This is a genomic window from Streptomyces sp. NH27 (assembly GCF_056859195.1).
Genome location: NZ_JACEGK010000001.1, coordinates 36,951 through 53,465 on the forward strand (window position 1 = coordinate 36,951; position 16,515 = coordinate 53,465).

Below are 16,515 nucleotides of genomic sequence, written 5' to 3' on the forward strand. Positions count from 1 at the left end.
GCCTGCCTCGTTAGTGTGGCTCCGTCGTTTGCTGCTTGCTGGCTCGGCAGGGTTCGAACCTGCCACCGTCGCCTTAACGGGGCGCTGCTCTACCAACTGAGCTACGAGCCAAGGGAGGTCCGCGCGGCCCGACCCGCAGCGGGCCGCGCGGTGGCAGGCGTCACCTTCTGGCATCGGCCTGCGGGCCGCGCGACGGGGGGCAGCGCGGCGATCTGGGGGTTAGGCGGCGTAGGTGCGGCCCGCCTTGGTGCGGGTTGCGGCTTCGGCTCGTATGACGTCGATGGCGCGGTAGATGGGCCGGCCGGTGCGGTTGACGCGGTGGAGGTGGCCGCGGTGGGCCCAGATGCGGATGACGCCGGGGTCGACGCCGACTGCTGCGGCGGCTTCGGCGGTGATCCACATGGTGGTGGTGAGGTCGCCGTCGATGATGGTCATGTGGCCTCCCCCGGGAATGCGTTGAGCCCCGTACCGGTGTCCGGTCGGGGCTCGAAGTTTGGGTGGAGACATATGTCTCTGGCCCAAACGTTACGCAGCGTTCGAGATCTTGGCAAGTCCCGACTCTTCGTGATGTGTCGTGGTGGCCAGCGTGCGAACGTGTGCGAGGTATTCGGTGCTGGTCAGGAGGACTTCGCAGAGGTTGTTGCGGCAGGCGATGTATTCGTCACCGTCGGCCTTGCAGAGGGTGAGCAGGCTGCAGCGGGGGCACGGGACGCGGTAGTGCTCCAGCCGGTTGTCGCGTGCGGTGAAGCGTTCGGCGGCTCGGTGCCAGCCTGCGATTTGCGCGGCGGGGTTGGCGCTGTCGCGGTCGTGGGGTTCTTGCGCGGCGGGGTGGTTGGTGAGTGCCCAGTCGAGGTGTGCGGTGAGGAATCGCGTGGCGGCGGTGAATGCTCGGCCTTCGGTGCCGCTGCCGACCCGCGCGTGAAGTTGGCGGAGTTCGCGGATGTCCTCTTCGAGTTCGAGCATGCCGCCGACGATGTGGTCGGTGAGGAGCCGGCTGGCTTGTCCGGGCCATGCGGCGACGAGTGTGGTGCGGCCGATCGTGCCGACTTTGGGGCCGCGGCTGCCGTGGGTGGCTTCCAGCGAGACGGCGGCGACGAGTTCGGGGAGTTCGGCGAGTTGTCGGTGGGCGTCGGCGGTGCAGCGGGGGCAGTGCACAGGATCGCCGTAGCGCGGGGCGAGTTCGTGCGGGGTGCCGGCGGCTTCGGCGCGGCGCCACGCGTGGTTCTCGCGACCGGGGCAGACGGTGAGGGCTGCGACGTGCATGTGGGCCTCCGTGCGGTGCGGTTGGCCCCATGATGCGGCACCCACCCGACAGTGGCCGGACTAGCGCAGCTCGTCGCCGATCAGGTCGGGGTTGGCCCACTGCTGGACGAAACTGGGTTCGGCACGCAGGGCGTCCCCCAGGCGTTTCACGCCGACCGCCGCTGCAGCCATCGTGCCCCGCTCAGGCTGGATGCCGAACAACTCCCACTCCAGCTCGGCGATACGGACAGGATCCAGGCGAGGCGGCGACGGACATCGGCGCCATTTCACGGCCGCCACTCCTCGCGGAACTCTGGGTGGTCGGCGTACACGGCGGCGTGGACGCGCGCAGCGTCGAAGTAGGCGGCACGCAGCGACGAGAGGGATCGAGCGTGCTCGCCCTCTGCCTCGAACGTTTCCCGGTCCATGCGTTCGTGTTCCTCGTGCAACGCGAGCAGCTGCCGCTTGGCCTCGACCTCGCGCAGCACCCGCGCCGGATCGTGGCGGGCGATGTGGTCTGCGCTCTCGGTGTAGCTGACGGCCTCATCCGTCGGGTGGATGGCGTACACCGAACCGCCGTCGGCATGCCACGGACCAGGCTTCGCCGCCCTGGCCACCGCCTCGTCCTCGTCTAGGCGCGCCTTCAGGAATGCCACCAGCACGACGATGGGCCACTTCAGCGACGATATGAACTCCAGGACGGACACGCCGCCATCCTGCCCGACACGCGCCGGTGTTCGCCGGGGAACAGGCAGCACCGTGCCCCCGCCGCGGAACGGCGAGGGCACGGGGGGTGAGTGTCACGCCGCGATGACAAAGGCAGCGATAGCGAGGCACGAGATGTGCGCGGTCTGGTCGACGTGCTGTGCCCCGCCGCGACTGCGGAAGTCGGAGGAGCCGAGGTTGTCCATCCACCAGGCGATGGGCCACCGACGGTCAATGAGGCTGTGGGAGGCGCCGATCCAGGCGATCGCGATGATGCTGCGGACGACCGGCATGTGCGAGCCATCCAGGAGGGCGCCGCCTGCCGTGAGAGCGACCGCGCACGCCGCCACGTGGGTCCCAGCATGCGCCATGTTCGCCCGCCAGCCGGCCCGGGTGCGGTCGGCCTTGAGGCTGGCCTGCCGGTCGGTTTGCAGGGCGTAGTCGGCGACCATGTGGGCCACGAACAAGAGCACGAACGCGGTCGCGAACACGGCGTTAGTGCTGGCTCGTGAGGACGGAGAGCGCCGGCGCCATCGCGGCAACTTCCTTCACGGTGTTGCAGCCCGTGCACGTGACGAACAGGTCGCCTCGCTGGTTCTGTTCGACGCGAGCGGTGCCGCCGTTGTGCTTGCGCTCCTTGCTGACGACCTTGAACGGCTGGGCCATGGGGTTCTCCTCTGCTGGTTGATGGAGTTCTTGCTGTGTCTCTACGTTCGCGGGAATGGGGTTGGTGGAATGCACCGCGCTGGGCGTTCGGGGCGTGAGGCGGGTCACCGCCTGCGGCTGCTGCGGTATCCGAACGGTCCGGGCAGGTCGGCCGAGGTGGTGGTGCGGCCAGTGCTGGAGAACGTCTTCTTGAACCACTTCGGGCCGATGGTGATCGAGCGGGAGCGCCGGCCGAGGTTCAGCTTCACGCCGGGCAGGATGCGGATGGACTTGCGGAACGTGATCGGCACGGTCACACGCTCTTGGTCAGGTACTTGTACCGCGTGGGCAGCTTCTTCCCCGCGGCGATGACGGCGTTGTTGAGGCGGTGGTACTCGGCGGTCTCGCCGGTGACTCCAGCGCGGGTCTCGGCCGCGGTGTTCTCGTACAGGGCGGCTTCGGCGCTCCGGTAGTTGGCGAGCGCCTCGTTCTCGTCGGCGTACTCGGCGAGCTGGGATTCGGTGGGCTGCTTGGGCATGTCAGTTCTCCTCTTCGGGGATGCGGACGCCGCATGTGCGGCAGGTGACGGTGTCGTGGTGCGGGTCGGTCGCCCCGACGGGACGGCCCTGGTCCTGGTAGGTGACGTGGTGGTTGACGTGGTCGGCGAGGGGCACAGCGGATCTCCTAGATGGCTGCGAGGCGGGCGTCGGCGCCGCACGCGCAGAAGTCGGCCGCGAGTTCGTTGCGGTAACCGCAGCGGGCGCACTCCCACCAGTTGCGGTGATCGTCGATGACGACCGTGTTGGGGCCGTAGGGGCTGGACTGCTGGGTCTTCGGCTTGCGGTAGAAGAAGGACATGCGGTTCTCCTATTCGTCGGGCGCGTAGTAGCCGCGAACGCGGTAGCGGCGGGGCATGTCGGGTCGGCTGCCCTGGCCGGTGGCGGTGAGGGCGTCGTCGGGGAAGGCGTAGTAGCCGCGGACGACCGAGCCGATTGCGGTGACGATGTTCATGCCGTTGTCGTAATCGCCGACGATTCCCTCACGACCGACGAGACGCTGGAGCCGGTGCGGCTTGGCCAGGTGGTTGACGGAGCGGATCGTGACGTGCGTTCCGATGGGGAGCACGGCTCAGTCCACGTAGTCGTTGATGTGCACCAGCGCGCTGAGGGGCACCGTGTGCACCTGTCCCTGGCGGACGTGGATGCCGCAGCCTTCGGTAATGATGCGGGCGTTCGTGTCGTCGCAGTCGATGATTCCGACGCGGACGACGATGCCGCCGGGGCGACCGGTGATCGCAGATTCGCGGATCTTGCTCGGGCCGGGGATGTGATCAGTGCTGGCCACGGTCAGTTCTCCTTCGGGTTGGTGCGGCAGGTGACGGTGTCGTGGTGGGTGTGGAAGATGCCGGCGCGGCGGGGTTGCTGTATCCACTGCTGCGGGCCGGCGACGCTGGTGGCCCAGGTGAGGGCTTCACGCGGCGAGTTGGCCGGGGCGCCGATCGGGTAGCCAGGCAGCGTCCCGATGAGCTCGCCCTCGCGGTGGAGTTCCCAGCCGAGGGCAGTGGTCGACCAGAGAAGGAAGTGCGTGGCACCTGGGCAGTACCAGGCCGGCATGAAGTCCTCGGGCATGGTCACGCCTTCCGCACGTGTGGCACGAGGCCGGCGGCGCGGATGGCGCGTTCGCGGTCGGCGCGGTCCTTCTCGCCGTAGGCGGCGATGCCGTCGGCGGTGACGACCGACCGGCCAGCCAGAGCCTTGGAGAGGTTGTCGCGGTACGGGCGCCCGTCGGGGTAGGTCGCGGTGATGACGTAGGTGGGGTCGGCCATGGTCACTTCTCCCTCAGCGAATAGCGCACGAGGACGACGTCATCGACGGGGATGCCGTGGGTTTGCGAGTACCACGTGGTGAGTCCCGCGAGGAGGGAGCCCACGGTGGCGCCGGGCTGTGTGGTGTAGGTGCCGGTGCAGTCCTGGGAGGGGTTGTTTCCGTTGCGCAGGGGTCCGCGCGTGAACGTGACGCTCCACGCGTAGCGGCTCGCGGTGAGCCGGGTGTCCTGGTTGCTGTAGTCGGCCATGGTCAGGCCGCCCGGAGTTCGTCGGTCGAGCAGGCGATGTTGCCGAGGAGCTTTTCGCGGATCGGGCGCTCGACGTCCTGGAGGACGTACATGCCGCTGCGGCGGTCGTACTCGCGGATGGTGCCGGTCTTGCCGCGCCACTTGGCGTTCTCGGGGTGCGGGTTGGCGATGGTGACACGGTCACCGGGGTTGAAGGGCATGACGGATCTCCTTACTTCTTCGGGGACATGCGGAATTCGAGCACGCGGGTGAACTGCTTGCCGATGCCGAGGCGGGCGGTGGTCTGGGCGCGCGCGCTGTCCAATGCGGTCTTTGCCCTGACGCCCGGCCGGTTGGGGGTGTACTCGCCCCAGCTTCGCTCCGTGGGCCCGGAGCCCTTCGGGGTCAGGATGAGCCAAAGGTGCCACTCGTAGGTGACGCCCGATTCGAGGATGGCGTCGATGGAGTTGGACATGAGATCTCCTTCTTGGTTGGGTTAGTGATGGTGCGTGCTGACTGTCAGGCGAAGGCAGCGCCGCAGCGGGTGCACTCCCAGCCGCCGTCCTGATTCAGCGATGCCGTCGCCCCGCAGTGCTTGGGGGCCTCGTTCCACATCAACCTGCTGTCGTTGCCCGCCTGACGGGGCCGTGGGCTTCGCGCTCAGGCTGCGTCGACCCAGGTGACGGGGATCGCCCCGGCGTGCGCTTGGTGGCGGCGTGCGGGTGCCGGTATTCGTAACCGGTGCCGCCGCACGCGCGGTCGTGCGCCGCCGTGCACGAGCAGAGGAAGTAGTCGTCGGGCGTGAAGGGGTCGTCCGGGTCGGCGCAGGCGATCAGGTAGCAGTTGTCCTCGTGTTCGGTGAAGACGTGCCAGGCGTGACGGGCGTGACGGGCGCTCGTGGTGTCGAGGGTGTACGAGTTGGTGGCTACCGGGTCGGGGTAGGTGCGGCGGTACGTGTCGGCGATCTCCTCGACGGTCAGGTGACCGCTGAAGTAGAACGTGGTGCCCTCCCGGCCGCCGTTGGTGCGGAAGTCGTAGCCGTCGAATACCGCCTCGGCGGTCATGGGGCGCTGCGTGGTCATGGCGGTCCTTTCGATCTTGGTTGGGGTGGTTCAGGGCCGGTTTGACCCCGGTTTCGATTCGTGGCTTTCATCCCGCTTTGCGGGCCTGCTCGCCCACTGCTCGGGCCCTGCTCGCTGAGCATCAATGCAGGTCAGGTGGGGTGTGATCCCTGCTCGGGCCCTGCTCGCGAGCAAAGGTTGAGCAGGGCCCGAGCAGGGTCACGAGCAAGGCTGACCTGCGGAAACGCCGCGCCGAGCAGGCTTGAGCAGTGGGACGATCAGGGCATTACGGGCGCAGGCGGGCGGTCAGCGCGTTGAGTTTGAAGCCGCGGGGATTGGTCAAACCGTCCATCTCACCGAGCGGTACCGGCTTCCCGACACCCGCCTCCGCCAGCAGAGCCTTCAGCGACTCGGGCGTCAGATCTCCGTAAACGTTCGGATCGTGGTCGACGAGCGCAGCGGTGAGCGTCTCCGTCCGCATCCGGTCCACGTCGAACTTGACCATCAGGTCGACCGAGTCCGCGAGTACGGCGGTTGCGAGACTGGGGACGCTGTTCGCCGGCGGCTCCGCGTCGCACAGCCGCAGCAGCTGGTCCCACGTCAGGAGCTCGACCGGGGCCTCCTTCTTGAGCTCGCCCTCCAGGCTGTACACCGCCTCGACGTACTCCGGCAGGTCCACGCCCCGCATGGCGTCAAGGCTGTCCTGGTCGGGCTCGATCAACCCGGCCTCCTTCCGCTCGGCGCCGAGCTTCCGCAGTACGGCGGCCGGGGTCTCGTGGACCTTGTACTCGATCGGCTCATCCGCCATGCCGGGCACGCCTTGCAGGTAGATGTGCCCCGCGTCCTTGGGGTCGGTGTCGGTCGCCGGGGACAGGCGGTGCGGCAGCCAGCCCTCGGACACGGCGCCGTCGCCGAACACGGCCCGGGTGTCGCCGACCTTGCAGGGGCCGACGGCCTTGAGGGCGATCATCTGGGCGATGTTCTCCCCGAGGTACAGCTTCGTGCCGCCCTGGGAGGCGATCTCCAGGTCGATCAGCTCCTTGCGGCCGACGAGCAGCAGGTCGAACGCCAGCTTCTTCGCCAGCTCGGAGCCCTTCGGGAACTCGTCGAAGAAGAGCGTCACCGCCGGATGGGTGGGCGTCGCGATCCACTTCTTGCCCATGCCGAGCTTCTTCCGCAGCCGGGCACGCGCCTTCGACATGACCAAGAAGAACAGCAGCACAGCCTCAATCTGCTCGGTGGTCCGTGCAGTGATCCGCACCGCGTCGTAGAGGTCTTCCAGCCCGTCTCCGTGCGGGTCAAGGTCGATGGTGATGTTGTCGCGGCAGGCCGTGGTGCCTTCGGCAAGCGCCTGGAGGATGCCGGTCTTGCCACCGCCGGACGCGGCGACGAACAGGCCCATGACTCCCGCCAGGGACACCATCAGCGGGTCGCCGCCGACCGACGTGCCGACGCGGAACTTGTCTGTGATCGACAGCGACTTGGGCGCCCGGTACGGCACGCCAGGGGCCGACACGAACGGATCTCCTTCGACGAGCCGCAGGACAGCGCAAGCGCGCCGCTCCACCATCGGCTGAGGCCGGAGCCCACCCGCCGGCAGGTCGAGGCGGGTCTCCAACGCACCCGCCTTCGTGATGATCGCCTCCGGCGTGCCTTCGGAGATACGGACGACGCACTGCCAGCCCCAGTCGAAGCGCACGATGCCGTACACCTCGGCGACAGGTACGCCCTCGGCGAGTAGGGCGCGCAGTACGCACACCGCGAGGAGGTGCGGGGTGGTGGCACCGGCGATGACGAACGGCTTGCCCTCGGGCAGCTGATCGACGGTCGTGCCAAGCTCGGACGGGCCGAGCTGGGCGGGGCCCGCGCTGGTGTCGAGAACCGGGCCGAGCGCCGCGATGGCTTCCCGGCTGACGCGCCGGCCGTGCCACGCCGCGGTGGCGACGCCGCCGAGCGCGAGGACGATGTCGACCCAGCCGCCGAGGATGAGGCCGCCCGCGGCGAGCCCCCCGCCGGTCATCAGGGTTCCAGCGCTGGTCTTGCCGAGGTACTGAAGGCGGTGCAGCCGGCGCTCGCGACGCCACTCCTTCACCTTGTTCTTGGCTGCGGCGGCTTCCCCTGTGCCCTCGGACGCCTTCAGCTCACTCTTGGCGAGGCGGATCATGTGGGGGTAGTCGTCGTGGTACGCCTCGGCCCACTGGCGCGAGGCGCTGGCGACGCCTGTGGCAACCCACCGCGCACCCTTCCCGCCGGCCCGCCCGGTCGTCCGGGCGACGACCATCGCCGCGCTCCCGGACCGAGCCGGGGCCGCCTTCTCCGGGGCGTAGTCGGGAGTCATGTACGGGCTCGCCGTGGGCATCTCGGGGACAGCCTCGACAGCGCGTTCGGTCATGTGGTCGATGGCCATCTCAGACGTCCTCTCGGGAGGTGTTGGACTGACGCTTCGCGTCGGCCGCAAGGGCCTTCGCGATGGGGTGGAACGGGGCGGTGTCGCCCTTGGTCCGGCGGGGCGGCACGGGCTTGTACGAGGACTCGCGCCGGGGGGCCTTCACTTGGATCGCACGCTGTGCGTTTGTGGTCGATTCTGGCGCCTTCCAGACGCCCTTTTCGGGGGCGCCGGCGCGGGCGTCGAGCATGCGGCGGGCGGCCACGTTTCGGAGGTTCTGGGCCTCCGCGGAGTCGCCCGGGTCGGTTCCCTCGACGTCCTTGTGGGCGCGCCGCCACACGGCCTCGGTGACGGTCGTCTCGCCGAGTGCGGCGGCCAGTTTCAGGGCGTGCTCCCACACCTTCGGGAACCGCTCCTCGCGCTCCTTCGCGAGCTTCTCCGCAGCCGCCTTCGCGGCTGCATCGGCGGCCTCGCGGTCGGCCAACTGCTGGGCCTCGCGGGCAGCCTTCTCGGCGGCGGCAGCCTTCTCCGCCTTCTCCTGGGACTTCCGCTCCCGCCGCGTGAGGACACCATCGCGGCGTCGGATGCGGCCGTTCTCGTGGAGGTCCCACACACCCGGGCCGGCGATCGACGCGAACGCCGTGGCGAGTGCGGTACCCATGTCGAACGTCCGGAGCCCGTGGTACAGATTGATGCCCGCCGCTACGAACGCGAGCAGCCACACGATCACCCGGTAGTGCCACACGGGGCGCTTGCTCACGGCGGCGGCGCGGGCCCCGCGGTGCACCACCCACGCGGCACCTTCGAGCATCACCGGAGCTGCGGCCATCCACGGTGCCTTCGGGTTCCAGAAGAACGACATCTGCACCGGCAGCGACACGATGCCGCAGACGATCGCGAAGCGGATCGCGTAGGCCCGCCACTTGTCGTCTGCGGTCTTGATCTCGGCGGCCGCGGCCTGCTCGGCCTTCTTCTCCTGCGCGGCGTGCTCGGCTGCCGCCTTCCTGGCCTGCTCGGCTTCGTCGCGCTTCCGGTTTGACTCGGCGATGCGGGCGTCGCGGGCGGCGTCCTTCTCGCGGGCACGCTTCTCGGCCTCGTCGTTGGCGATCCGCTGCTTCCGCGCCTCTTCGGCGGCCTTGATCTTGGTCGCTTCGGCCTCGGCCTCAGCTAGGGCCCGGATGCGGTCGGCTTCGGCGAGCTTGATGGGGTCGTAGGCGGGCTCGGGCATGGGGGCGGTCTCCGCCACGGTGGTCGGTTCGGGCTGGGGCTCGTGGGTGGCGGGCGCGATGCCGCCGAGGTGTATCGGCTGCCAGTCCCCGAGCATGGGCACGCGCGGGGGCATGGTGCTGCCGTTCACGGTGGTCCCGTTCATGCGGGTCTGGCCGGTCACGGTGATGTCTCCTCTGCTGGTCAGCGGGTGGGCTGGTGGTAGGCGGTCAGTAGGCGCGGGCGAGGGCCGCAGACGAGATTCGCGCGCATTCGGCGACATCCATGGCGTCGCATGCCTGTTCGCGGAGACGGCGGGCGAGTCGCTGGTCGCCAGCGGCTTCGGCCCGCTCCACGGCGGGCCACAGGCGGGCGGCGAGACGGTCGTGCTCGGCTGCGATCTCGGCTCGTTCCTCGTCGGTCCAAACGGGGTGGTCGTCAATGAACTCCATGACGTTGTCTTCCTGATCAGCGGGCGGGGGCCCGGTAGGCGAGGCGGAATTCGGTGACAAACGCCGCGCAGATGGCGGCGACGCCGACGTGGGAAAGGGCGGGGCGGCCGGTGTGGGTGGCGAGCTGCTGCTCGACGTGCATGGCGGCGTCGGTGGCGAGCGTGACGACCACCCGGATGGTGCGGAGGACCAGAACGATCAGGCCGAGCGCAAGGTGCGCGCCAACCGCCAGGACGACGAGCGGCGCACGCCGCACCTGGGCCACCGAACGAGTCGGGCAGGTCGGCGGCATCACGTCACCTGCCGCAGCATCTGCCACAGTCGATCGGACGGCCCCCACATCGGGTCGATAATCGCGACCTGGCGGGCTGCCCGCACCGCCGCCATCGCGTCCCGGCCAATGCCGGTCCACATGCCGGTGAGATCTCGGCCGGAAACCGCTTCCCCGAATACGGTATGCGGGCGGCCCGCCCGCTCAGTGACGACAACCGGACGGCCATCCGCGATAGTCAGCCCAGCCCGACGTGCAGCCATCGTCACCTGGCCGTACAAGCCCGGGTCGGCGATGAGCCCGTAAACCGCAGCCCGCTGCCGCCACCGTCGCCTGTCGAAGCCAATCTCGTCCAACCCCGGCTGGGAGCCGTCGGTGACGAACCCCGCGCGGTTGGCGGCGATCAGCGTCGACAGCAGCGTGCTGGTCTCGTCGTCAGGGGCACTGCCGTAGTAGCCGGGCCGCTTGGGGATACGTCCCTCCAGCCAGTCCGCCATCAAATTGCCCAAGTCGGCGACCGTCTGGGCCTTGTTCCAGTGGCGCATGTCAGGCTCCCTTCGCGGCGGCCCGCACGACGGCGAGCACCTGCTGACGGGTCGTGGTGGACAGGTCGTTCCACTCCCAGAACGGCCGCGTGACGCCCCGGTCGGCGAGGACGCCCTGGATGGCGCGGTCGGCCTCGGCGACGGTCACCTCGGTGCCGTAGCCGAGCCGGTAGAGCGCGTACTGGGCGCCCCGGACACACCGGCGGCCGGCAATGGTCCGGTTGTGGCGCCCGGTTGCGTCCCATCCCCACTGCTCCAGCACCAGCGCGGTGAGTTCCAGGTGCTGGGCGACGGTGATGCGGAGCCGTACCGCCCGCTCATTACGCCGCGCCGGGTGCAGGGCCAGCAGCCGGTCTGGGAGGACCCGCCACATACCCCGCGGCAGCGGCGACGTGTCGGCCGGCGCGCCGTTCGGCGTCTGGGAGAGAGCCTCCTCGACGAGCGCCGCGGTCGGCAGCGACACCAGGCGGTGCGCAGTCCGGGTCGGGTCGTGCAGCCACGCCTCAACCTCGCCAGCGAGACCAGATTCGAGGCCCTCGAACAGCGTTGCGGTCATCTGCACGACAGCCCGCTCCACCTGGGGGACGGCCATCACGACCACCGCCACGGCTCGCCAGCGGCGGAAGCGCGCTCCGCCGCAGCAGCGAGGGTCTCGGTCATCTCCCGCTGCCGGCGCGGCATCCGCCGCACCGCCTGACGCAGCACCGCGGCGATCGCAGCCGCACGACGCGGCGGAACCTCGAACGGGTCACCCGACCGAGGGCGCGTCAGCGGCTCCATGATCGCCAAGTCCCGGCCCGACAGCGGCAGAGCCTGAAGCGCATCCACCCACTCACCGACCTGGCTGTAACTACGGGAGTGGCACCCGTCGAACGGCCGGCCCGGGTTCGGCGCGCCATGACTGATCGTCCACGTCATCGGTCACACCCCCGCCGGAACAGGACGGGCCTTCTTCAGCGCCTTCTCCAACGCAGCCCGCTCGAAGATGTCCGGGCGGTTGGACAGTTCCTTGAAGGTCATCAGCCCGCGGGGCCGGTCGGCGTGCAGCGGCCCGAAGCCGAGCCACGCGCCCGCCGCGGACAAGTGGCCGCACCGGGCCTCCTGACCAAGCCACCTGCCAGGCTTGCTGAACTTCCACTCCATGAGCGCCTGCTTGGGCATCCCCGGGTGAGTGACGTTGAGGTCGACGACGCTGTAATAGGTGTGGCCCGGCACGACGGATGCCGCGAATCGGGTGGCTTCGCGATGGGCCCCACCCCGCACCCTGGCGTCCGTGATGGCGTTGTCGATGAGATCGATCAGATTCATGGCAGGGAAAGCCCTTTCAGCAGAAGGATTCGGGGTGTCTGATCTGGCGGTTCTCCTTGGGACCCAGGTGGCCTGGGTCCCGCGAGCAACGGTCAGTTCTGGAATGCGTTACGGCCGACCGCGGCACGGATCTCGGCATCGGTCGCTCCCGCGTCACGGGCCCGCGCGACAGCACCGGCCGCGTCCCGGCGGGCAACAGCGGAGTGCTGCGATCGACTGCCCCACACGGCATCGGCGGCAGTGGCCCGCTCCGCAGCGGCAACGACCCGAGTGAGAGCCTTGTCCTTGGACATTCAGTTCCTCCAGTTCCAGGGCGGACTATCCGGTCCCGGGCCGCCCCCGATGCGAGCTCGGGAACGACACGGGTCCGCCAGTCAGTGCAGGTTGGGCGCCGGGCCCGCAGGACGGGGATCAACCACGGACCCGGCGGTCAGGGGCGACCGGTCAGTAGACCGGGCCGTCGCAATGCCGGACGTGAAGTCGCACACCGGGGTGCTCGCGCTGGGCACGCAGCACGTCCTGCGCGACGGAGGCGAGCGCACCCGGTCCGCTCACGCTGCCGAAGGAGAGCAGCACGCCGGTCCGGTCGTTGTAGATGCGGTAGTTGATGTCGGCGTCATAGACGTCCGGGCGATCACGGAGGGCTTTGCCCTTCCACATGTCGGGCATCAGTCCCCCTCGGACTCTTCGCGGACCGGCGTGGGCTGCGGGGTCTGCTGATGCTCGGCGTAGTCCCGAGCAGCCGCCGCGAGTTCGTCATCAGCGGGCACCGCTACCGCCCCTTTCCCGCTCCGCGCGCCACTTCTCGTTGTGCTCACGCGGGCTGGGCGCTGGCGGCCGATGCGGCGACTGCTCCTCCGGCGTACCCACCTGCCGGACGATCGCGATACCGGCGGCGGTCACTTCGCACCGCCCGGCTTCGGGAGCGCCCGGCACTTCTCGGCGTGCGACTGGGCGCGGTTATGCGCGATCTCCTCGTACTCGTCCCAGGCGCCGCTGCCGTAAGGGCAGCCCGCACACCGGTAGGAGGTGCTGTCGCCACCACCAGCCACATCGACCGTGGCGCCACCCGCGGTCCGGTATCGAGCGATGACGCCCTCCGGCCAAGCTGACTCCACCTCGGCCTGCGCCTGCTGGACGTGGGCCGCATCACGAACGAACCGCCCGCGAGCAAACCTGCTCACCGCACACCACCCGACTGCCGAGACGCGAGGCTGTACGCGTCCAGGGCGAAGTCGCCCACGATCTCGTCGATCGCCGGCCGGGACAGGCGCAGTCGCGCGGGCTTCGGGCGGGCGGCCGGGATACGGGCCGGGGTCGGGGTCGGAGCCGGCACGACAGTCGGGGCGCTCACGCCGCCACCTGCGCGATCTCCTGCGCTACCCGGCGACCGAGCTGCTGCTCCCGCTCCAGATACGCGGCCTCAGTCTCCAGCCGGTGCTGACGCGCCTCACGCGCCCGCTTCAACAGCTCGTCCGGGTTCGGGTCGGAGTCGGTAGGGGCGGCGGAACGGGTCTTCCGCACGTAAGACGCGGCAGCCAGAGCCGCCTTGTCCGAGCTCGACTGCGGGAAACGAGGGGCGATGTGGGTGGTCATGATGCGATCTCCTCGGGCTTGATGACGGTGGGGGCACCCAGGAACTCGGCGACGGCGGAACGGGGAATCTTGGTGAGGGTGCGGCGCGTCTGGCCGCTCCCCCGCGCCGTGGACCGGAGCCGTCCGGACTGGACCGCGCGGTAGATCGTGGCCGGGTGCACGTCGAGCAGTTCGGCCACTTCCGAAACGGTGAGGGCGTCCTCCAGTTCGGCGAGCACTGCGTCGAGTGCGTCACTGGTGGGCATGCGCAGTCCTCCAAACGGGTGCAGAGATGAGTAGCGGCGAGCAGCTTGCATATCCAAGCTGGCCTAGGCATGACGATAGAGACCTCAACTTGGATATGCAAGTGGCGCGACTAGGTCACCTTGCAGCGAACCGGCGCACAACGAAAAGGCGCCCCACCCCCGTTGGGGTTAGGGCGCCAGCGAAGCGGCAGAGGTCAGACGTCGATCACGTAGCGGAAGACGTGCCGGTCGCACGGAACGCGAGAGTCGAGCACTTCGAGCGCCTTGCCCGTGGAGTCGTAGGCCGTGCGAACGACTCGGGCCAGCGGCACGCCGTCGGGGATATCCAACTGCTTCGCCTCGTGGGGGTACGGCATGCGGATGTCCAGGTCCTCGATGAACCGAACGATGTGACGGCGGATTGGCCCCTCTGGGTCTTCAATGATCTTGTGGACACCGCCCGCGATTGGGCTCGGCTCGGCGACCCGGGTACCTGCCGCGATGTCGAGTTCGTAGTACCCGTCGCAGATCTGCATCGGGCTGCCATCCACCGTGAACAGGCGACGTCGGACCAGGACTGGAGCTCCAGGGGCAACGTCGAGCAACTTGGCCACATCGTCAGGCGCGGGCACCTCGGCAACTTCGCGGATATTCTGCTTCGCCTTCTGGCCCTGCGCGGCCGCCTCGGCGTTGTAGTTGGACACTCCGGTAGCCCGGCGCTCGCGGTAGATCGTGCCTACCTGGTGCATGCTGACGTGCGGCCGGCGGCGCACGTAGGCGCCCTTACCCTGCTGGGTGACTACGTGGCCCTCCGATCGGAGCAACGCAAGCCCCTTGCGAACCGTTACGCGGGTCACCCCGAAGCGGTCTTTGAGATCGTTCTCGGACGGGAGCTTGTCGCCGGGCGCGTAGTCCCCACGGATGATCTCGGCACGCAGCTCGTTGGCGACCCGCTTGAACGGGTGCTCTTGGTCCGGGTTAGGTGACATTGCGCTCCTGTCGGCGACATGGGTACACAAGTCAGCGTAACCGCGTGTAGCCACAAACGCGCTAGCCCTGTCGCGCGAGCCATCCTGACCAGCGGTTTACCTTGATTTCGATCACGGGACCGCTCGGTCGGACCGTCCGATACTGCGCGTACTTGTCTACGAGACCGTCTACAAGCCCCTGTGCAAGTTCGTTCTCTAGGACTCGGGCCCGCCCGTCGGCGCGAACCCACCAAAGCTGGTCCCAGTCGTCCTCGTAGTGGTCCACGAGCAGCGCTACAGCCGGGTTTTCCTCGATGTTGCGGAGCCGCTTCAGGTTGGTGTGCCGCTTCGGCTTGTGATCGACAGCGATAGCAATCGTGTCGCGCACCACCGCAAAGGTCGCGACCACGACGTGCGGCTGACCAGCGGCATCGGCGGTAGCCAGGCGCAGAACGCGGGCTTCGGCGAACCGGGCTCGGCACTCGTCTTCAGGCATCTGCACGAGAGCGACGCTACCGGCTCTCAACGGTTGCGTCATTCGCACTACTTGCATGATTCGGGGTCGACGGCTAGCTTCATTGCAGCTTGTATATCCAAGTGGAGCGCAAGGAGTGCGATGACCACACCTGCAGACCCGCCGGAGCGCACTGCGCTCTACCGCTTCTACGACGCCGAGGATCGTCTCCTGTACGTCGGCATCACAAGCGATACGCGAGGCCGCTTCAAGCAGCACGCCGTCGACAAGCCCTGGTGGCCACAAGTGGCTACTCGGGAAGTGGAGTGGTACCCGTCACGCGATGAAGCCGGTGTCGCCGAAGTTGCCACCATCCGGTCGGATCGTCCGGTGTACAACCACCAGCACCGCCCTTCGGCAGCGCTCGCCCTGTTGCCTCCCGTCGCCGACGATCCGATGCGCCCACGGCTGGAGGCAGTCACGCGTGACAATCGGCAGGCCGACCAGCGAATGGCCTCCGAACTCCGGGCCCTCATCATGGCTGGAGACTTGGCCCCGGCCGAGCAATTGCCAACCACCAGCGACCTACAGGAACGCTTTCAAGTTTCCAACGTCACCGTGCAACGCGGGCTTCAAAAGCTCAAGCTGGAAGGCTTCGCAGTTGGGCAGAATGGCCGAGGAGTCTTCGTCACCTCTCCAACCCCCGCCGGCATGGACAGTGCGGACGCTGCATCGATCCGCAGACTCTCACTCGCGGACGTCCGGGCTCCGCGACGAGTTGCCGAGGTGTTGAACCTCGGACCGCGGCTCGCGACCCGAGAAGAGTCCGTGGCCGAGGTCGATGGCTGGCCGATCCGCCTTGTCACGACTTACACGGAGGCCGCCATCGAGCCAACTGACGGCCTATCGCATGTCGACCACGTCTCGGCACGCATGCCGACCGGCAGCGAGCTCGTTGCCCTCAACCTTCCAGATGACGTGCCTGTGTTGCGCACCTTTCGCGTCTTCCAGACCCAGGGAGGTGTCGCAACGCACGTTGAGGTGATCGTGGAACCTGGCCACCTCTGCCAGTTGGCCTACGAGGTTCGTGAGGGAGTTCCCCTTTCCTCCTCCTCCACGGTCGAGTCTCGGCCATCTCCGACCGCCCGCCACGCCTCGGATCCTCTCGGAGGCTCACTGTGAGCTGTGGTGAGCAGTCGCGAGTGGCGTGGTGGTGGGCGTGCCGTGTACCAGGACCTTTACATGCGCAATCGGCGTGGGATGGCCGATATTCCCCGCCGAAAATGATCGCTTCATGGCTCAGCCGTCGTGGGGGCGCGGTAGCGTTCGTGTGGAGGGCGACCGCCTCCCGCATCGGGTGGCTTCTTTCGGCCATCTCGAAGACCCAATTTCGCGGCTGC

Annotated in this window: 34 protein-coding genes and 1 tRNA gene; 1 reads left to right on the plus strand and 34 read right to left on the minus strand. The window is 68.6% G+C overall.

Features of this window, described 5'->3' with window-relative positions:
* Positions 1–38: 38 nt before the first annotated feature.
* The 34 genes from AC13HU_RS00270 to AC13HU_RS00435 all read right to left on the minus strand — a co-directional run bounded on the left by AC13HU_RS00270 (position 39) and on the right by AC13HU_RS00435 (position 15,157).
* Positions 39–111, minus strand: a tRNA-Asn gene (locus AC13HU_RS00270).
* A gap of 108 nt (positions 112–219) precedes the next feature.
* Positions 220–435 carry a MerR family transcriptional regulator gene (locus AC13HU_RS00275; protein WP_483039604.1) on the minus strand — a complete coding sequence of 72 codons (216 nt, stop codon included), beginning with the start codon at positions 433–435 and terminating at the stop codon, positions 220–222.
* 90 nt (positions 436–525) lie between these two features.
* The gene (locus tag AC13HU_RS00280; RefSeq protein WP_483039605.1) at positions 526–1,263 is read right to left on the minus strand and encodes a hypothetical protein; all 738 of its coding nucleotides are present in this window, start codon (positions 1,261–1,263) and stop codon (positions 526–528) included.
* Positions 1,264–1,323: 60 nt separating this feature from the next.
* Positions 1,324–1,533 carry a hypothetical protein gene (locus AC13HU_RS00285; protein ID WP_483039606.1) on the minus strand — a complete coding sequence of 70 codons (210 nt, stop codon included), beginning with the start codon at positions 1,531–1,533 and terminating at the stop codon, positions 1,324–1,326.
* Complete coding sequence (locus tag AC13HU_RS00290) at positions 1,530–1,949, minus strand: DUF6221 family protein (RefSeq protein WP_483039607.1); 420 nt, start codon at positions 1,947–1,949, stop codon at positions 1,530–1,532. The genes AC13HU_RS00285 and AC13HU_RS00290 overlap by 4 nt, the downstream gene beginning before the upstream one ends.
* 93 nt (positions 1,950–2,042) lie before the next feature.
* Positions 2,043–2,438, minus strand: coding sequence for a DUF3307 domain-containing protein (locus tag AC13HU_RS00295; protein WP_483039608.1), 396 nt, complete (start codon positions 2,436–2,438; stop codon positions 2,043–2,045).
* A 4-nt stretch (positions 2,439–2,442) separates the two neighbouring features.
* Positions 2,443–2,613: a hypothetical protein gene (locus tag AC13HU_RS00300; RefSeq protein ID WP_483039609.1), complete on the minus strand. Its 171-nt coding sequence runs from the start codon at positions 2,611–2,613 to the stop codon at positions 2,443–2,445.
* A 104-nt stretch (positions 2,614–2,717) separates the two neighbouring features.
* The gene (locus AC13HU_RS00305; RefSeq protein ID WP_483039655.1) at positions 2,718–2,903 is read right to left on the minus strand and encodes a DUF4236 domain-containing protein; all 186 of its coding nucleotides are present in this window, start codon (positions 2,901–2,903) and stop codon (positions 2,718–2,720) included.
* A 2-nt stretch (positions 2,904–2,905) separates the two neighbouring features.
* On the minus strand, positions 2,906–3,130 hold the full coding sequence (locus tag AC13HU_RS00310; RefSeq protein WP_483039610.1) for a hypothetical protein: 225 nt from the start codon (positions 3,128–3,130) through the stop codon (positions 2,906–2,908).
* Between the two features lies 1 nt (position 3,131).
* Positions 3,132–3,266 (minus strand): hypothetical protein, encoded by a 135-nt coding sequence (locus AC13HU_RS00315; protein ID WP_483039611.1) that lies wholly within the window; start codon positions 3,264–3,266, stop codon positions 3,132–3,134.
* Positions 3,267–3,276: 10 nt separating this feature from the next.
* On the minus strand, positions 3,277–3,450 hold the full coding sequence (locus AC13HU_RS00320; protein ID WP_483039612.1) for a hypothetical protein: 174 nt from the start codon (positions 3,448–3,450) through the stop codon (positions 3,277–3,279).
* A 9-nt stretch (positions 3,451–3,459) separates the two neighbouring features.
* Positions 3,460–3,717 (minus strand): hypothetical protein, encoded by a 258-nt coding sequence (locus AC13HU_RS00325; protein ID WP_483039613.1) that lies wholly within the window; start codon positions 3,715–3,717, stop codon positions 3,460–3,462.
* A gap of 3 nt (positions 3,718–3,720) precedes the next feature.
* Positions 3,721–3,936 carry a hypothetical protein gene (locus tag AC13HU_RS00330; protein WP_483039614.1) on the minus strand — a complete coding sequence of 72 codons (216 nt, stop codon included), beginning with the start codon at positions 3,934–3,936 and terminating at the stop codon, positions 3,721–3,723.
* A 2-nt stretch (positions 3,937–3,938) separates the two neighbouring features.
* The gene (locus tag AC13HU_RS00335) at positions 3,939–4,220 is read right to left on the minus strand and encodes a hypothetical protein (RefSeq protein ID WP_483039615.1); all 282 of its coding nucleotides are present in this window, start codon (positions 4,218–4,220) and stop codon (positions 3,939–3,941) included.
* A 2-nt stretch (positions 4,221–4,222) separates the two neighbouring features.
* The gene (locus AC13HU_RS00340; protein ID WP_483039616.1) at positions 4,223–4,417 is read right to left on the minus strand and encodes a hypothetical protein; all 195 of its coding nucleotides are present in this window, start codon (positions 4,415–4,417) and stop codon (positions 4,223–4,225) included.
* A 2-nt stretch (positions 4,418–4,419) separates the two neighbouring features.
* Positions 4,420–4,665 (minus strand): hypothetical protein, encoded by a 246-nt coding sequence (locus tag AC13HU_RS00345; RefSeq protein ID WP_483039617.1) that lies wholly within the window; start codon positions 4,663–4,665, stop codon positions 4,420–4,422.
* 2 nt (positions 4,666–4,667) lie between these two features.
* On the minus strand, positions 4,668–4,865 hold the full coding sequence (locus AC13HU_RS00350; RefSeq protein ID WP_483039618.1) for a hypothetical protein: 198 nt from the start codon (positions 4,863–4,865) through the stop codon (positions 4,668–4,670).
* An 11-nt stretch (positions 4,866–4,876) separates the two neighbouring features.
* On the minus strand, positions 4,877–5,119 hold the full coding sequence (locus tag AC13HU_RS00355) for a hypothetical protein (protein WP_483039619.1): 243 nt from the start codon (positions 5,117–5,119) through the stop codon (positions 4,877–4,879).
* Positions 5,120–5,258: 139 nt separating this feature from the next.
* On the minus strand, positions 5,259–5,726 hold the full coding sequence (locus AC13HU_RS00360; protein ID WP_483039620.1) for a hypothetical protein: 468 nt from the start codon (positions 5,724–5,726) through the stop codon (positions 5,259–5,261).
* A 265-nt stretch (positions 5,727–5,991) separates the two neighbouring features.
* Positions 5,992–8,112, minus strand: a complete 2,121-nt coding sequence (locus tag AC13HU_RS00365) for a hypothetical protein (protein ID WP_483039621.1) — start codon at positions 8,110–8,112, stop codon at positions 5,992–5,994.
* A gap of 1 nt (position 8,113) precedes the next feature.
* The gene (locus AC13HU_RS00370) at positions 8,114–9,481 is read right to left on the minus strand and encodes a hypothetical protein (protein ID WP_483039622.1); all 1,368 of its coding nucleotides are present in this window, start codon (positions 9,479–9,481) and stop codon (positions 8,114–8,116) included.
* 46 nt (positions 9,482–9,527) lie between these two features.
* A complete protein-coding gene (locus AC13HU_RS00375; protein WP_483039623.1) occupies positions 9,528–9,749 on the minus strand; it encodes a hypothetical protein in 222 nt (73 codons plus the stop codon).
* A gap of 16 nt (positions 9,750–9,765) precedes the next feature.
* A complete protein-coding gene (locus AC13HU_RS00380; RefSeq protein WP_483039624.1) occupies positions 9,766–10,044 on the minus strand; it encodes a hypothetical protein in 279 nt (92 codons plus the stop codon).
* Positions 10,041–10,565 carry a DUF6919 domain-containing protein gene (locus AC13HU_RS00385; protein ID WP_483039625.1) on the minus strand — a complete coding sequence of 175 codons (525 nt, stop codon included), beginning with the start codon at positions 10,563–10,565 and terminating at the stop codon, positions 10,041–10,043. The genes AC13HU_RS00380 and AC13HU_RS00385 overlap by 4 nt, the downstream gene beginning before the upstream one ends.
* Position 10,566: 1 nt before the next feature.
* Positions 10,567–11,157 (minus strand): DUF6197 family protein, encoded by a 591-nt coding sequence (locus tag AC13HU_RS00390; RefSeq protein WP_483039626.1) that lies wholly within the window; start codon positions 11,155–11,157, stop codon positions 10,567–10,569.
* Complete coding sequence (locus AC13HU_RS00395; protein WP_483039627.1) at positions 11,157–11,483, minus strand: DUF7739 domain-containing protein; 327 nt, start codon at positions 11,481–11,483, stop codon at positions 11,157–11,159. Before AC13HU_RS00395 ends, AC13HU_RS00390 begins: the two co-directional genes overlap by 1 nt.
* A 3-nt stretch (positions 11,484–11,486) precedes the next feature.
* Entirely contained in the window at positions 11,487–11,873 is a 387-nt protein-coding gene (locus AC13HU_RS00400) for a hypothetical protein (protein WP_483039628.1), read from the minus strand.
* Positions 11,874–12,317: 444 nt separating this feature from the next.
* Positions 12,318–12,542, minus strand: coding sequence for a hypothetical protein (locus AC13HU_RS00405; protein WP_483039629.1), 225 nt, complete (start codon positions 12,540–12,542; stop codon positions 12,318–12,320).
* Positions 12,543–12,772: 230 nt separating this feature from the next.
* Entirely contained in the window at positions 12,773–13,057 is a 285-nt protein-coding gene (locus AC13HU_RS00410; RefSeq protein ID WP_483039630.1) for a hypothetical protein, read from the minus strand.
* Positions 13,054–13,227: a hypothetical protein gene (locus AC13HU_RS00415; RefSeq protein WP_483039631.1), complete on the minus strand. Its 174-nt coding sequence runs from the start codon at positions 13,225–13,227 to the stop codon at positions 13,054–13,056. The genes AC13HU_RS00410 and AC13HU_RS00415 overlap by 4 nt, the downstream gene beginning before the upstream one ends.
* Entirely contained in the window at positions 13,224–13,469 is a 246-nt protein-coding gene (locus AC13HU_RS00420; RefSeq protein WP_483039632.1) for a hypothetical protein, read from the minus strand. The genes AC13HU_RS00415 and AC13HU_RS00420 overlap by 4 nt, the downstream gene beginning before the upstream one ends.
* Entirely contained in the window at positions 13,466–13,714 is a 249-nt protein-coding gene (locus AC13HU_RS00425) for a helix-turn-helix domain-containing protein (protein WP_483039633.1), read from the minus strand. The genes AC13HU_RS00420 and AC13HU_RS00425 overlap by 4 nt, the downstream gene beginning before the upstream one ends.
* Before the next feature lie 194 nt (positions 13,715–13,908).
* Entirely contained in the window at positions 13,909–14,682 is a 774-nt protein-coding gene (locus AC13HU_RS00430; protein ID WP_483039634.1) for a GntR family transcriptional regulator, read from the minus strand.
* A gap of 61 nt (positions 14,683–14,743) precedes the next feature.
* Positions 14,744–15,157, minus strand: a complete 414-nt coding sequence (locus tag AC13HU_RS00435) for a TIGR03668 family PPOX class F420-dependent oxidoreductase (protein WP_483039656.1) — start codon at positions 15,155–15,157, stop codon at positions 14,744–14,746.
* A 120-nt stretch (positions 15,158–15,277) separates the two neighbouring features.
* Here AC13HU_RS00435 and AC13HU_RS00440 point away from each other — a divergent pair, with 120 nt between their 5' ends.
* On the plus strand, positions 15,278–16,297 hold the full coding sequence (locus AC13HU_RS00440) for a GntR family transcriptional regulator (RefSeq protein WP_483039635.1): 1,020 nt from the start codon (positions 15,278–15,280) through the stop codon (positions 16,295–16,297).
* Positions 16,298–16,515 lie beyond the last annotated feature (218 nt).

Coding starts and splice junctions, on each gene's coding strand:
- AC13HU_RS00345 (WP_483039617.1), bottom strand. CDS start 4,665: ATGGCCGACTACAGCAACCAGGACACCCGGCTCACCGCGAGCCGCTAC.
- AC13HU_RS00335 (WP_483039615.1), bottom strand. CDS start 4,220: ATGCCCGAGGACTTCATGCCGGCCTGGTACTGCCCAGGTGCCACGCAC.
- AC13HU_RS00350 (WP_483039618.1), bottom strand. CDS start 4,865: ATGCCCTTCAACCCCGGTGACCGTGTCACCATCGCCAACCCGCACCCC.
- AC13HU_RS00395 (WP_483039627.1), bottom strand. CDS start 11,483: ATGACGTGGACGATCAGTCATGGCGCGCCGAACCCGGGCCGGCCGTTC.
- AC13HU_RS00385 (WP_483039625.1), bottom strand. CDS start 10,565: ATGCGCCACTGGAACAAGGCCCAGACGGTCGCCGACTTGGGCAATTTG.
- AC13HU_RS00440 (WP_483039635.1), top strand. CDS start 15,278: ATGACCACACCTGCAGACCCGCCGGAGCGCACTGCGCTCTACCGCTTC.
- AC13HU_RS00365 (WP_483039621.1), bottom strand. CDS start 8,112: ATGGCCATCGACCACATGACCGAACGCGCTGTCGAGGCTGTCCCCGAG.
- AC13HU_RS00340 (WP_483039616.1), bottom strand. CDS start 4,417: ATGGCCGACCCCACCTACGTCATCACCGCGACCTACCCCGACGGGCGC.
- AC13HU_RS00425 (WP_483039633.1), bottom strand. CDS start 13,714: ATGCCCACCAGTGACGCACTCGACGCAGTGCTCGCCGAACTGGAGGAC.
- AC13HU_RS00430 (WP_483039634.1), bottom strand. CDS start 14,682: ATGTCACCTAACCCGGACCAAGAGCACCCGTTCAAGCGGGTCGCCAAC.
- AC13HU_RS00280 (WP_483039605.1), bottom strand. CDS start 1,263: ATGCACGTCGCAGCCCTCACCGTCTGCCCCGGTCGCGAGAACCACGCG.
- AC13HU_RS00435 (WP_483039656.1), bottom strand. CDS start 15,157: ATGCCTGAAGACGAGTGCCGAGCCCGGTTCGCCGAAGCCCGCGTTCTG.
- AC13HU_RS00360 (WP_483039620.1), bottom strand. CDS start 5,726: ATGACCACGCAGCGCCCCATGACCGCCGAGGCGGTATTCGACGGCTAC.
- AC13HU_RS00310 (WP_483039610.1), bottom strand. CDS start 3,130: ATGCCCAAGCAGCCCACCGAATCCCAGCTCGCCGAGTACGCCGACGAG.
- AC13HU_RS00320 (WP_483039612.1), bottom strand. CDS start 3,450: ATGTCCTTCTTCTACCGCAAGCCGAAGACCCAGCAGTCCAGCCCCTAC.
- AC13HU_RS00400 (WP_483039628.1), bottom strand. CDS start 11,873: ATGAATCTGATCGATCTCATCGACAACGCCATCACGGACGCCAGGGTG.
- AC13HU_RS00420 (WP_483039632.1), bottom strand. CDS start 13,469: ATGACCACCCACATCGCCCCTCGTTTCCCGCAGTCGAGCTCGGACAAG.
- AC13HU_RS00355 (WP_483039619.1), bottom strand. CDS start 5,119: ATGTCCAACTCCATCGACGCCATCCTCGAATCGGGCGTCACCTACGAG.
- AC13HU_RS00375 (WP_483039623.1), bottom strand. CDS start 9,749: ATGGAGTTCATTGACGACCACCCCGTTTGGACCGACGAGGAACGAGCC.
- AC13HU_RS00275 (WP_483039604.1), bottom strand. CDS start 435: ATGACCATCATCGACGGCGACCTCACCACCACCATGTGGATCACCGCC.
- AC13HU_RS00390 (WP_483039626.1), bottom strand. CDS start 11,157: ATGGCCGTCCCCCAGGTGGAGCGGGCTGTCGTGCAGATGACCGCAACG.
- AC13HU_RS00300 (WP_483039609.1), bottom strand. CDS start 2,613: ATGGCCCAGCCGTTCAAGGTCGTCAGCAAGGAGCGCAAGCACAACGGC.
- AC13HU_RS00405 (WP_483039629.1), bottom strand. CDS start 12,542: ATGCCCGACATGTGGAAGGGCAAAGCCCTCCGTGATCGCCCGGACGTC.